Origin of the sequence: Bacteroides ndongoniae, from assembly GCF_900108345.1 — a bacterium.
In the GTDB taxonomy this organism is placed as follows: Bacteria; Bacteroidota; Bacteroidia; order Bacteroidales; family Bacteroidaceae; genus Bacteroides; species Bacteroides ndongoniae.
Map to the genome: position 1 here is coordinate 770881 of NZ_FNVV01000012.1, position 12677 is coordinate 783557.

Below are 12677 nucleotides of genomic sequence, written 5' to 3' on the forward strand. Positions count from 1 at the left end.
AACCCCTGTCCAGAGGGCTTGTGGCGGGTCTTGCTCCGGTAGTAGACAGGGCGGCGGCATGCCGGCGGAACAGACCGTCGGGTATGGACAAAAAAGAAGATGCACCCCGATTGAGGTGCATCTTCTTTTTTCCTTCAGCGAAGGAGTGCGGGTGATAGGACTCGAACCTACACGCCTTGCGGCACCAGATCCTAAGTCTGGCGCGGCTGCCAATTACGCCACACCCGCCGGGGGCTAATTTGGTTTAGCGGGGGCAAAGATAATAAGATTTTCGGTTGTGCCAAACTCTTTGACAAAGATTTTGGCGGTTGCAGGGCATAAACTGCGTCTGTACGATGCCTTCAGGCCGTTTGCTGAAAGGCTTACTGCCCCGACTTCAGCAACTGACGGGCCCGTTCGATGATGGTGTCTATGCCTTTGCTCTGGTCGGCTTCGTCCATGTCGATGTGAATGTCGGGGTCGATGCCGAACTCAATCTGTTCCATCTGCGCATTCAGGTGTGGACTGGCCGAGAAACGCACCGCCCAGCCGTTGGGCAGCTCCGACGAGAAGGGCAGGCCCGAACCGCCTCCGGTCTTGTCGCCCACGAGGGTGACACCGGGCAGCACACTCATCGAGTTGACAAAGTCGTTGGTGGCGCTGTAGGCGTGGCGGTTGGTCAGTACCACCGTCTGTTTCTGCCAGCGGATGCTGTTCGAAGGCTCCAGGTAGATAGGTTCGGGGTCGGAGAAGTCGTTGTGACCCTTGCCGGTCTTGTGCTGTATGTAGCCCGTCAGCACCCGTTCGTTGGTAAATCGGGCTGCAATGCGGCTGGCATAGGTAAGATTGCCTCCTCCGTTGTTTCGCACGTCGATGATGAGGCCGTTGCAGATGGAGAGGTATGACAGGGCTTCGTCCAGATTGCCGTCGCCCACGCCCGACGAGAAGTCGCCGTAGTAGATGTAGCCGATGTTATCGTCGAGGATACGGTATTTCATTCCGCCCGAGATGCGGTAGTCGCGTCCCAGGTATTGCTCGATGATGGCTTCGTCGAAATTGCGCGGGTAGTCCAGATACCAGTCCCAGTATCGGGCGGTGTTCGAGGCGCTGTACAGGTTGACGTGTCCGTCCTTCAGTTCGGCCAGCATGTTGCCCAGTACTTCGAACAGGCCGTCGTTACTCATGCCCGGACTGATCAGGGGCTGGTACTTGTCGTGGATGGCGTCCCAGTCTATCTGCTTATAGTCGAGGAAGCAGTATTGCTCGTCGATGATTTTCCAAAGGGCCTCGAAGTTGCCCTGCGGGGTATTGTCGAATTCTTCTTCGCGGATGCAGCCGCCTGCCAGCACAAGCAGGGACAGCAGCAGGCTGTATAGGGTATAACGGGTTTTCATAAGGCTTTCGGTTTATTTGTTGCGCATCAGGTAGAGTTCTTTCACGAAGCCCACCATGAATACGTGCGAGTACGTATGGGTGCGGATGTCGTTGATGCTGGACTGTTGTGCGTCCCACAGGTAGGCCAGACGCATCTTGACGCGTCCCACGGGGAAGTCGGCCGTCAGCATCTGCCGCAGCGAGGGCTGGTTGTGCAGCGAGGTGAAGCGGACCACTCCGTCGGCATTGCCCAAGGAGAATATTTCGTAGTACGACTGTCCGTAGTGGGGCGAGAACATCAGACCCATGACGGGCAGGTTCAGCTGGTAACGCAGCGTGATGGGGTAGTTGCGGATGCGCAGGTTCCAGATGGCCATGCCCGATGCGGCCAGATTGACGTAGGCACGTGCCTGTGCGGGGTTGTTGCCGTTGCGCATGTTATAGACGAAGCCGCCGTTCAGCTCGCCCGCGGCTCCGGCCAGCAGGCGGAAGTTGTCGGTCAGGCGGAAGTTGTAGTGCAGGGCATAGTTCCAGTTGAGCAGGGCGTTCACGGTGTTGTTGTTTTCCGCACGGTTGTGCGTGTATCCCAAGTTGCCCTGGAAGAAGGTCTGGCGCGAGATGTTGCCGTCCAGCCAGTGGGTCATGCGCATGCTTTCGCGTGCGATGCGGAACTCAATGCCCCGGTACTCCTGCGGCGACAGGTAGGTATCGAATACGTTGGTGGCCCCCACGCCGTACAGCGTTGCGCGGGTGATGAAGCGGCTCTGTGCCGCCGAGTCGGCCTTCAGTGCCTGCACGGCTTGCTGTTCGGGGCTTTGTGCCGCCAGCGTGGTACAGCCGAGCAGGGTCAGGATCAGGTATAAAAATCTGTGGTTCATCTTATTCTTTAAAGAAATGTCCGGGGCATCCCGCATTTCATGATTCTTCATTTCTTATTTTTCATTCGCTTGGCTCAAAACCTTTTTTGATGTATATATAAAGGTATGCTCCTGATTTCCTCAGAAGAGTTTCATCTGTCCCGTTATCTCGTCGATGATGTCGCCCTCGCTCTTGTCGCGGTCGGGGTCCAGGTTTTCGGGCTCTTCGTCGGGAGTGTTGCCGGCGTTGTCGTCGGGCAGTTCGGGCTGACGGGTGGGCTCCAGCTCATTGATGGTCTCAACGGTGAAGGTGGTCAGGCGCTTTCCCTTGGCCTTGAAGCCCTTCACGGCGATGAATTCGTCGGCCTCGACTACCAATGGTTCGCGGAAGCTGTCGTGTCCGCCGAATACTACTTCTAAGCGCGGATAGTATTCGTCGGTCAGCAGAATGAGGCGGTTGTTCTTGTTCTCGCCTAAGTAGTTCTGCTTGCGGGTGAAGGGCTCGAAGCAGAAACGCTTGATGTAGGGATAGTTCTGCTGGTCGGCATCGTAGAGGACGGCGGTCCACACCTTGTCGGGACTGAATTTCTCGATGATGCGGATGTTGTCTTCGTAATGGTTGTTGACGTCGAAGTTGGTGGTATAGAAGTCTCCGTTGTTCAGCACCACCAGGATGAGTTCGTCGCTCTGGAATTCGCCCAGGTAGTCGCCGCGTCCGTCGTAGTTCAGGCGCAGCACGTCGCTGTCGAACCATACTTGTCGTCCGCCCAAGGTAGAGCCTCCCCGTTGCTTCAGGCTGATTTTGTGCACCGGGTTGCGGGTCAGAATGTTTCCGATGGCCTGCCGTCCCTTGATGCCTATCTTGCTGAAGTCTTCCTCGAAGATGATTTTGCGCAGGCGCGGGTTAGGTTTCAGGGTGACTTTGATGATTTCGGCCTCGCCGTTGGGGTTGGCAGTGAAGTAGGTGATGCGCGAGTCGGGAGTGCCTTGGGTGACGTCGTACTCGCGGTCGCGCACAACGGAGGTCACGGCAAAGCGCTTGATGTAAGTGGTGCCTTCCTTGCCGTCGCGGTAGCACAGGTTGTAGATGGTGCGCTTGTCGTTCTTCTTGAACACGTTGGCATAGAGTATGTTCTTGCCCACGAACTTCTTGTCGGCCACGGGGGTGACAAGGTAGCGTCCGTCGCGGAAGAAGATGATGACGTCGTCCAGGTTGGAGCAGTTGGCCAGGAACTCGTCTTTCTTCAGACTGGTTCCGATGAAGCCCTCCTCGCGGTTGATGTATAGTTTTTCATTGGCCTCGACCACTTTGGCCGAGTCTATGGTGTCGAAATTGCGCAGTTCGGTGCGGCGGGGGAAGTTCTTGCCGTATTTGTTCTGCAGCATGCGGAACCAATCGACGGTGTATTCCACGATGTTGTCTAAGTGGCGGTCAATCTCTTCGATGTCGGCTTTCATGCGGGCGATGGCTTCTTCGGCCTTGTCGGAATTGAACTTGAGGATGCGCGCCATCTTGATTTCCATCAGCCGCAGGATGTCGTCCTTGGTCACCTCGCGTACGAAGGTGGGGTAGTAGGGTGTCAGGCGCAGGTCGATGTGCTCGCAGGCGGCGTCCATGTTCGGGGCCTGTTCGAACTCGCGGTCCTTGTAGATGCGCTCTTCGATGAATACTTTTTCGAGCGAGGCGAAGTGCAGGCTTTCCATGATTTCGCCACGGCGTATCTGGAGTTCGCGGCGAAGCAGGGCCAGGGTATTGTCCACGGACTTGCGTAGCACGTCGCTCACGGTGAGGAAGTGGGGCTTCTGTCCGTCGATGACGCAGCAGTTGGGCGAGATGCTCACCTCGCAGTCGGTGAAGGCGTACAGGGCGTCGATGGTTTTGTCCGACGACACGCCGGGAGCCAGGTGAACGAGTATCTCGACGTTGCCCGAGGTAAGGTCTTCCACTTTCTTCACCTTGATTTTGCCCTTTTCGCTAGCCTTTACGATGGAGTCGCACACGCTTGCCACGGTTTTGCCGTAGGGAATTTCGCGGATGGCGAGGGTCTTGTTATCAATCTTTTCGATGCGTGCGCGGATACGTACGGCGCCTCCCCGTTCGCCGTCGTTGTACTTGCTGACGTCGATGCTGCCTCCGGTCTGGAAGTCGGGGTAGAGTTGGAATTCCTCGTGATGCAGGTAGCGGACGGCGGCGTCGCACAGCTCGTTGAAGTTGTGCGGCAGTATTTTCGACGACAATCCCACAGCGATACCTTCGACCCCCTGAACCAGTAGCAGCGGGAACTTGACGGGCAGGGTGACGGGCTCGCGGTTGCGTCCGTCGTATGACAGCTTCCACTCGGTGGTCTTGGGATTGAACACCACGTCGAGGGCGAACTTCGAGAGGCGTGCTTCGATGTAACGGGGGGCAGCGGCACTGTCGCCGGTCAGTATGTTTCCCCAGTTACCCTGGCAGTCGATGAGGAGGTCCTTCTGTCCGAGCTGCACCAGCGCGTCGCCGATGGAGGCGTCGCCGTGGGGGTGGAACTGCATGGTGTGCCCCACGATGTTGGCCACCTTGTTGTAGCGGCCGTCTTCCATGCGGCGCATGGAGTGCAGGATGCGGCGTTGCACGGGCTTCAGTCCGTCGAGGATGTGCGGCACGGCGCGTTCCAGTATAACGTACGAGGCGTAGTCCAGAAACCAGTTCTGGTACATGCCGCTCAGCTGGTGTTTCACGTTGGCATCTTTCGTGTCGGCGGGTTTGTAGTCGGAGTGTTCTTCGCTGCCTGCTTCGTTGAAGTCTTTTTCCAAATCGTCTTTCGGTTCGTCCAAGTTTTCGCTCATATTCTATCGGGGAATTGTCAATGTCGTTACGGAAATTTTTTCTGTTGCAGGCAAAATTACGAAAATTATCGGGATTTTGTGCAGTGAAACCGAAGAATACACCCCTATTTCTCGATTTTTGCCCCCTGTTTCGCAAGTGTTTCTCCCCCCTTTGTTCCACACTTGCACGGCTCGCGAGCAACACTTGTACGGCTCGCGAGCCGTGCAAGTGTCCCACAAATGGAATGCAAGTGTGGCTCGAAGGCCTTGCGTGCATGCCTCTCCGCAGGGGGTAAGGGCAGGAGGCAGAGGCTGAAGGGGTGCGTAAATTTTCAATTATTAAGTCCTTGCACGGTGCTACATATTGGATAAATATCTATCTTTGTGGCGTTTTAAACGAGAATTAGCAATAAAATTAATCGATATTTTAAGAAAATGGCACAAGAAGACGTTTTTAAGAAACTTGTATCACACTGCAAGGAGTATGGTTTTGTGTTCCCCAGCAGCGAAATCTACGACGGGCTGGGAGCCGTGTATGACTACGGACAGAATGGTGTGGAACTGAAAAACAACATCAAGCAATACTGGTGGCAGAGCATGGTGCTGCTCCACGAAAACATCGTGGGCATCGACTCGGCCATCTTCATGCACCCCACAATATGGAAGGCCAGCGGACACGTGGATGCGTTCAACGACCCGCTCATCGACAACCGTGACTCGAAGAAACGTTATCGTGCCGATGTTCTTATCGAAGACCAGATAGCCAAGTACGACGAAAAAATCAATAAGGAAGTGGCCAAGGCTGCCAAGAAGTTTGGCGACGCCTTCGACGAGGCTCAGTTCCGCAGCACCAATGCCCGTGTGCTGGAACATCAGGCCAAGCGCGACGCCCTGCACCAACGCTACTCCGACGCGATGAACGCCGGTCCCGACCTGAACGAATTACGTCAGATCATCCTCGACGAAGAAATCGTATGCCCCATCAGCGGTACGAAGAACTGGACTGAAGTACGTCAGTTTAACCTGATGTTCTCTACCGAAATGGGTTCGACTGCCGACGGCTCCATGAAGGTATACCTCCGTCCCGAGACAGCACAAGGTATCTTCGTCAACTACCTGAACGTGCAGAAGACGGGTCGTATGAAGATCCCCTTCGGTATCGCCCAGATAGGAAAAGCATTCCGTAACGAGATTGTAGCCCGTCAGTTCATCTTCCGCATGCGCGAGTTCGAACAGATGGAAATGCAGTTCTTCGTAAAACCCGGCACCGAGCTCGAATGGTTCAAGAAGTGGAAAGAAATCCGCCTGAAATGGCACAAGGCCCTGGGCTTTGGCGACGATCACTACCGCTACCACGACCACGAAAAACTGGCTCACTACGCCAACGCCGCTACCGACATCGAATTCCTGATGCCCTTCGGTTTCAAGGAAGTGGAAGGTATCCACAGCCGTACTAACTTCGACCTTTCGCAGCACGAGAAGTTCTCGGGCAAGAACATCAAGTACTTCGATCCCGAAACCAACGAAAGCTACACACCGTACGTCATCGAGACTTCAATCGGTGTCGACCGTATGTTCCTCAGCATCATGTCGGCTTCTTATAAGGAAGAGCAGCTCGAAAACGGCGAAAGCCGCGTAGTGCTGAAGTTGCCCGCTGCCCTGGCTCCGGTGAAACTGGCCGTGATGCCGCTTGTCAAGAAAGACGGACTGCCCGAGAAGGCACGCGAGATTATCGACGCATTGAAGTTCCACTTCAACTGCCAGTACGACGAGAAAGACTCCATCGGTAAGCGTTACCGTCGTCAGGATGCCATCGGTACTCCGTACTGCGTCACTGTCGACCATCAGACACTCGAAGACAACTGCGTCACACTGCGCAACCGCGACACGATGCAGCAAGAACGTGTGGCCATCGCCGACCTTGACCGTCTGATTGCCGATCGCGTCAGCATCACTTCACTGCTGAAGACACTGTAATTTTTCAGTTGATAAGTTGACGGGTTGACAAGTGAACAAGGCTACAAAGATGAAGGAGGCAGAGGGTGAAAGAATATTCTGCTTATCCGCTTCCCCCGTTAACTCGTTAACTTGTCAACTCCTCAACTTGTTAACATGTCAACTCGTTAACTAAAAATAATCCATATGAACAAATGTCTTTTATACCTATCCCTCTTCCTGTTTCTGTCGGTAGGCTTTGCCGCTTGCGATGAGGTAGAAGAAGTGGGCGAGTACGACAACTGGGAGCCGCGCAATACTGCCTTTATCGACTCTATTCACGCCCTTGCTGCCGACCGTCTGCTGCCCCTGAACGCTGCGCAGGAAGAAGCGGACAAGTTCGAACCGGGCGAAATATTCGGTTTGGAGACTACGGCAAGCACCACTGCGGGCAAGCAGTATGTGTATTGCAAGAAGATTGTAAAAAATACGGCAGGTGCCGTGCCTGTATATACTAATACCGTAGAGACTCACTATTACGGTACGCTGATTACGGGCGATAGCTTCCAAGGCACGTTTGAGGGGTACGGAGCAACCGACCGCGGTGTACTTGATCCTGAGACAAAGGCACCGACAGCTTTCGACAGTCCAAGACAATTCTCGGTAAGTGGGGTAATTACTGGCTGGACTGCAGCTTTGCAATACATGCACGTAGGCGAACGTTGGATGCTTTATATTCCTTACCAGAGTGGATATGGTGAGAGTGGAAGTAATAATGTATTGGGGTATTCTGCTCTTACCTTCGACTTGCAGTTAGAAGGCATTGACTAAGCTATTGCCGCTATAAATAAACAGGCGCAGACCTATATCGAATGGAAAAGTGCGGGAATTGTCAGACAATTCCGGACAACATTCGGTGTAGGTCTGCGCTTTTTATGTTTGGGGAACAGGCCGTTTGCATATTTCCTTCCCCCATTGTACAAAAACTGCTTTAGGCATGAAATCCGATCAGCCCCTCCAGCGGACTTTTTACGACTTGTCCCAGGCGGATGCCCTCGGCTTCGGCAGCCTCGGCCAGCAGCGGCTGGTAATGGAAGGCGATGGAACCCGTGAAGTGGACCTCGTACCGGCGATAGTCGTAGTGCTTCACGTTGCGGCACAGGAAGGCGCGGAAGCTGTCCGTCACCAGACGACGCACGCAAGGTTCCTGCAAGTGTCCGGCCAGGAAGGGCGACAGGCCTGCCAGAAAACGGTTGGGGAACGGACGGCGATAGACGCGGTCGATAATCTCGGCGGGCGTAAGGTCGTACTTCGACAGGAATTCGTCCTTCAGTGCCGCCGGCATCTGCCCTTTCAGCAGGTCGCCCACCAATAGTTTGCCCAGACAGGCACCACTGCCTTCGTCGCCCAGGATGAAGCCTAAGGGCGATACATTGGCCTCAATTTCGCGACCGTTGTAGAAGCACGAGTTCGAGCCCGTGCCCAGTATGCAGGCAATGCCCGCCTCGTGTCCGCACAAGGCACGTGCAGCGGCCAGCATGTCGGTGCAGACCTCTACGGCATCGGTGCCAAGGCTGCGAGTCAAGGCACGGTGCACTGCCTCTGCCTTGTCGTTGATGCAGCCCGCACCGTAGAAGTGCACGCTGTCGGGGCGTAACCCGTCCAGCCGGGGCAACAGTTCGCTGGTGATTTCCTGTTCTATTTCCTCCTCTGTCTGAAAGTACGGGTTGATGCCCCGTGTAGTCAGTTGTTTCAGCGGTTTCCCGCCTTCGGCCACGCACCAGTCGGTCTTGGTGGAGCCGCTGTCGGCTAAAAGTATCATATTTTGAGTTTTTAAGTTTCTGAGTTTTTAAGTTGATAAGTAAACAAGTTAACGAGTTGACAAGTTAACGAGACCACGAGGAAATGTCTTGTAGTCTGTAGCCTCGTCAACTCGTCTACTTGTTAACTCGTCAACTAACCTGTCTTTTCCCAAATTCCGGCTCTATCTGTTTTCTCACCAGTAGTGCCGCTACGATGCCCGGCACGGTGCAGAGGCAAACCCACACGAAGAAGGTGGAGTAGCCCATCGTTTCCTGCAGCCAGCCGGCAGGCATCCCGGGCAGCATCATGCCTAAGGCCATGAAACCGGTGCCGATGGCATAGTGTGCCGTCTTGTGTTCGCCTTCGGCTATATATATAAGGTATAGCGTATAGGCGGTGAAGCCGAAGCCGTAACCCAGTTGCTCCACGGCTACGCAAAGTGCCGTGACCCATGCGCTGTCGGGCGTAGCAACGGCCAGCCAGACGTAAAGCAGGTCGGGCAGGTTGATGGCCAGTGCCATGGGCAGCAGCCAGCGACGGAAACCGTGGCGCGACACCAGCAGTCCGCTGACTATACCGCCAACCAGCAACGCCGCCACACCCAGTGTGCCGTATATCATACCCACGGAGGCTGTGTCCAGTCCTAAGCCACCTGCCTCGCGACTGTCCAGCAGGAAGGGTGAAGCTATCTTGACCAGTTGCGATTCGCCCAAGCGATAGGTCAGCAGGAAGAAAAACATCAGACCGATGTGCTTCTTCCGAAAGAAACTGACGAACGTCTGCACAAAGTCCTTCAGCAGCTTGCCGGCCGAAAGTTCGGGACGGCGTACGTCGGTGTCGGGGCGGGGCAGGACGAAGCGGTGGTACAGGGTAATCGCAATGAACAGACCTGCCATGAAGTAGAACGTCAGGCTCCATGCCAGCGGAATGTTCCCGCCCGATGTTTCCAGCCATCCGGCCAGCATCACCAGGATGCCTTGCCCGAAGATATTGGCCAGGCGGTAGAACGTGTTGCGGATGCCCACGAAGAACGACTGTTCGCCCGTGGTCAGTCCCAGCATGTAGAAGCCGTCGGCGGCAATGTCGTGCGTGGCCGAGCCGAAGGCCATCAGCCAGAAGCAGGCCAGTGTAGCCTGTACATAATGGTCGGTGGGGATGAAAAAGGCGATGCCCGCCATCGAGGCGGCTATCAACGCCTGCATGGTGGTTATCCACCAGCGTTTGGTCTTGATGAGGTCCACAAAGGGGCTCCACAGCGGCTTGATGGTCCAGGGCAGGTAGAGCCACGAGGTGTAGAGGGCAATCTCCGTGTTGCTAAGTCCCAGCCGCTTGTACAGGATGACGGCCAGGGTCATCACGGCTACGTAGGGCAGCCCTTCGGCAAAGTAGAGGGTGGGGATCCATAGCCAGGGCTTGTGGGGCCTCACCCCCGGCCCCTCTCCCAAGGAGAGGGGGGGAGTGTGTGTGTGTTTTTTGTTATTGCTCATAGTTGTTCTTTCTTTCTATATATGTATTCTATCCTAATTCCCCTCTCCTTGGGAGAGGGGTTAGGGGTGAGGCTCCTCTTAATAAATATTCTCTATCTCCGCCCCCACATAGTAATGCTTCAGTATCTCGTCGTACTTGTAGCCTTGCTCTCCCATTACGGCGGCACCTATCTGGCAGAGGCCTACGCCATGCCCCCATCCGGCTCCGGTCAGGATGAAGCGGGCGGGGATGCCTTCGGGCGACAGGTCTTCGCGATCGACGACAAACGCCGAACTGTAGAGGTGCGAGGGTGAGAGCGTGCGCCGTATCACCAGTTCCTTGCCGATGATGCGCGTCTGCTGCGTGCCCACAATCTTCAGTTGCCAGATGCGTCCGCTGGTGCCGCGGGCTATGGGGACGAGGTCGATGATCTGTCCGTAGTCCACTCCCGAGCGGCGTTGGATGAGGGCTGAAAGCTCCTCTTGTGTGTATTCCACCCGCCAGCGGTAGAAGTCGGTCGTTTCCTGGTCGTAGTGATTGAGCACCTGCTTCAGGATGCGCTGGTCGGTGGTGTGGCAGAAGGCGTCGGGCGTGGACCGAATCCAGCGTTCGGCTTCGGCCTCCACGGTGAGGTCGGGCAGGTCGGGGGCGGGCACCGTCGTATCGCCCTGAGGCACGCGCCAGTCGCGTTGTTTGCGCAGGTAGGGCTGGGGCGTGTCTTCCCAGCAGTACTGAAACTCCTCGAACGCGCCGCCGCAGCACTTGGAGTAGCGGGTGTCGCACAAGCGTCCTCCGCTGGTCAGCACCTGTCCGCGTGTGTCGGCTACAGCTTGCCGCGCCTTTTCGGTGATGGGTCGCGTCAGTCCTTGGTAGCGCTGGCAGTGGTCGTCGGCGCAGACGTGGTAGAGCGTGTGATGCCTCACCCCCGACCCCTCTCCCAAGGAGAGGGGGGAAGGGAACATCTGCGCCAGCGCCCAACTCCTCGAAATCACTGCATGCGCCTTCAGCAGTTCTTCCGAGGCATGGGCACTCATTTCGCTGGAGATGACGCTTACGAGGTAGTCTTCCAGGGGGAGGACGTTGACGGCGGTGAGGCGTTCGTTCTCGATGACGAATTTCAGCAGGCCGCCGAAGGTTTGGTTCTCGCGCCGTTGCCAGTGGAAGTCGATGCCGATGGTGACTTCCTGGAGCTCGAAAGTGCTGTCTGCCGACTCGGCGGGTTGCAGCATCAGGGTGTCGAAGGTCTTGTTCTGCCAGCCGATTTGCCCGTCGGCATAGCGGACGGTTTGCGGGCCCTGCACGTAGCAGGAATAGACCACGCAGCCGCCGACGTAAGTCCCCGTCAGGCGGTAGTGCGCGGAGAGGTTGAAATGGATTTCGGTGCCGGACACGATGCCGACTTCGATTATGGGTTCGTGTGTGATGTGTGGTTCTATCATAGGGTTCCCTCCCAACAAACTTCGTTCAACATTTCTTCTATCTCGTGGCTGCCGATGCGGAGGAAGTCTTTTTCGCGCGGCAGGATGAATACGCCGCCCAGATCGACCGACGCGGGACTGCACAGCAGGCGGGCATCGCCTTCGGCAAAGTAGCACGAAGGGCGGTGCTTGCGGCGGGGGAAGACGAAAAGCGTCCATCCGGCGGGCTCGTACAGTGCAAGCAGGTTCAGCATCGGTTCGTCTTCGCCGGGGGCGACGGGCAGGGCGTCGTATACATGGCGGAACAACTGTGCGGCATCCGTGGCCGAGGGCGAAGTGATGACCAGCGTGTGGCGTGGTGCGTCGTCGAGCCGTAGCAGCCGGGCTGTGCCGCAGGTGTCTATCTGCGTCTGTCCCAGTGTGCGCCACTGGCTTTCGATGGGCATGAAGCCGCGACTGCCTGCCTGGAAGTGGGCATGGTCGGGGGCGGAGGCACCGCAGCGGGGACCGTTGTAGAAGACGGTGTAGTCCGTCAGCAGTCGGGCCAGTTCCAGCATGTCGTCCACCCGCGTGGCTATGCGCTGGGGCGTGTGCTCGTCCTCCACGATGGTCAGGTGGCGGGGGAAGATGGGGAAGGGGTTCAGCAACAGCTGGTAGTGCCCGCGGAAGGGGATGCCTTGCTGCTCGGCCGGACGATTGGCGGGACAGAGGAAGCAGCGGCGTTCGCGCAGCGAGCGGTCGTCCACCCGTGCGGCCGACGAAACGATGCGCGCGGGGTTGAACTGCACCCGGTAGCGCACGCCCCGCACGTCCACCTCCTTCAGCTTCACGTGGGCAAGGGCCTCGTAGTTGCGGCGGGCGGTTTCCCAGGTGGCAAGTTGCTGCTCGGTCAGCAGGCGTATGTTTTCGTTCAGAGTGCTCATGAAGTGTATTTCTTAATTTGTTGATTTATAGATATTTGCTGAAACGCTCGAATGCCCCGTGTGGGACACTTGCATTTCATTTGTGGGACACTTGTACGGCTCGCGAGCCACACTTG

The 12677-nt window shown here is 56.4% G+C and carries 9 protein-coding genes and 1 tRNA gene; 2 read left to right on the forward strand and 8 right to left on the reverse strand.

All coding sequences use genetic code 11. From position 1 onward, the window contains the following. Window positions 1-146: 146 nt before the first annotated feature. The 4 genes from BQ5591_RS03270 to BQ5591_RS03285 form a co-directional block, all read right to left on the reverse strand. Window positions 147-228: transfer RNA gene (locus BQ5591_RS03270), tRNA-Leu, on the reverse strand. Window positions 229-362: 134 nt separating this feature from the next. Further along, entirely contained in the window at window positions 363-1373 is a 1011-nt protein-coding gene (locus BQ5591_RS03275) for a S41 family peptidase (RefSeq protein ID WP_071148416.1), read from the reverse strand. Window positions 1374-1385: 12 nt separating this feature from the next. Continuing rightward, window positions 1386-2231: a DUF3316 domain-containing protein gene (locus BQ5591_RS03280; RefSeq protein ID WP_071148592.1), complete on the reverse strand. Its 846-nt coding sequence runs from the start codon at window positions 2229-2231 to the stop codon at window positions 1386-1388. Window positions 2232-2351: 120 nt separating this feature from the next. Then, window positions 2352-5036: a DNA gyrase/topoisomerase IV subunit A gene (locus BQ5591_RS03285; RefSeq protein ID WP_071148417.1), complete on the reverse strand. Its 2685-nt coding sequence runs from the start codon at window positions 5034-5036 to the stop codon at window positions 2352-2354. 414 nt (window positions 5037-5450) lie between these two features. Between BQ5591_RS03285 and BQ5591_RS03290 the strand changes: the two genes are divergently transcribed. Together BQ5591_RS03290 and BQ5591_RS03295 are read left to right on the forward strand one after the other, a co-directional pair. Next, window positions 5451-6992 carry a glycine--tRNA ligase gene (locus BQ5591_RS03290; protein ID WP_022163863.1) on the forward strand — a complete coding sequence of 514 codons (1542 nt, stop codon included), beginning with the start codon at window positions 5451-5453 and terminating at the stop codon, window positions 6990-6992. Between the two features lie 165 nt (window positions 6993-7157). Next, window positions 7158-7781, forward strand: a complete 624-nt coding sequence (locus tag BQ5591_RS03295; protein ID WP_071148418.1) for a BamJ family beta-barrel-assembly machinery protein — start codon at window positions 7158-7160, stop codon at window positions 7779-7781. Between the two features lie 160 nt (window positions 7782-7941). Here BQ5591_RS03295 and BQ5591_RS03300 read toward each other — a convergent pair whose 3' ends face one another. The 4 genes from BQ5591_RS03300 to BQ5591_RS03315 form a co-directional block, all read right to left on the reverse strand. Then, on the reverse strand, window positions 7942-8772 hold the full coding sequence (locus tag BQ5591_RS03300) for an ATPase (protein ID WP_071148419.1): 831 nt from the start codon (window positions 8770-8772) through the stop codon (window positions 7942-7944). A 130-nt stretch (window positions 8773-8902) separates the two neighbouring features. Then, on the reverse strand, window positions 8903-10240 hold the full coding sequence (locus tag BQ5591_RS03305) for an AmpG family muropeptide MFS transporter (RefSeq protein WP_071148420.1): 1338 nt from the start codon (window positions 10238-10240) through the stop codon (window positions 8903-8905). 78 nt (window positions 10241-10318) lie between these two features. Then, window positions 10319-11659 carry a SpoIID/LytB domain-containing protein gene (locus BQ5591_RS03310; RefSeq protein WP_071148421.1) on the reverse strand — a complete coding sequence of 447 codons (1341 nt, stop codon included), beginning with the start codon at window positions 11657-11659 and terminating at the stop codon, window positions 10319-10321. Beyond that, on the reverse strand, window positions 11656-12552 hold the full coding sequence (locus tag BQ5591_RS03315; RefSeq protein ID WP_083380879.1) for a DUF4922 domain-containing protein: 897 nt from the start codon (window positions 12550-12552) through the stop codon (window positions 11656-11658). The genes BQ5591_RS03310 and BQ5591_RS03315 overlap by 4 nt, the downstream gene beginning before the upstream one ends. Window positions 12553-12677: the final 125 nt, after the last annotated feature.

Coding starts and splice junctions, on each gene's coding strand:
- BQ5591_RS03275 (WP_071148416.1), bottom strand. CDS start 1,373: ATGAAAACCCGTTATACCCTATACAGCCTGCTGCTGTCCCTGCTTGTG.
- BQ5591_RS03280 (WP_071148592.1), bottom strand. CDS start 2,231: ATGAACCACAGATTTTTATACCTGATCCTGACCCTGCTCGGCTGTACC.
- BQ5591_RS03285 (WP_071148417.1), bottom strand. CDS start 5,036: ATGAGCGAAAACTTGGACGAACCGAAAGACGATTTGGAAAAAGACTTC.
- BQ5591_RS03290 (WP_022163863.1), top strand. CDS start 5,451: ATGGCACAAGAAGACGTTTTTAAGAAACTTGTATCACACTGCAAGGAG.
- BQ5591_RS03295 (WP_071148418.1), top strand. CDS start 7,158: ATGAACAAATGTCTTTTATACCTATCCCTCTTCCTGTTTCTGTCGGTA.
- BQ5591_RS03300 (WP_071148419.1), bottom strand. CDS start 8,772: ATGATACTTTTAGCCGACAGCGGCTCCACCAAGACCGACTGGTGCGTG.
- BQ5591_RS03305 (WP_071148420.1), bottom strand. CDS start 10,240: ATGAGCAATAACAAAAAACACACACACACTCCCCCCCTCTCCTTGGGA.
- BQ5591_RS03310 (WP_071148421.1), bottom strand. CDS start 11,659: ATGATAGAACCACACATCACACACGAACCCATAATCGAAGTCGGCATC.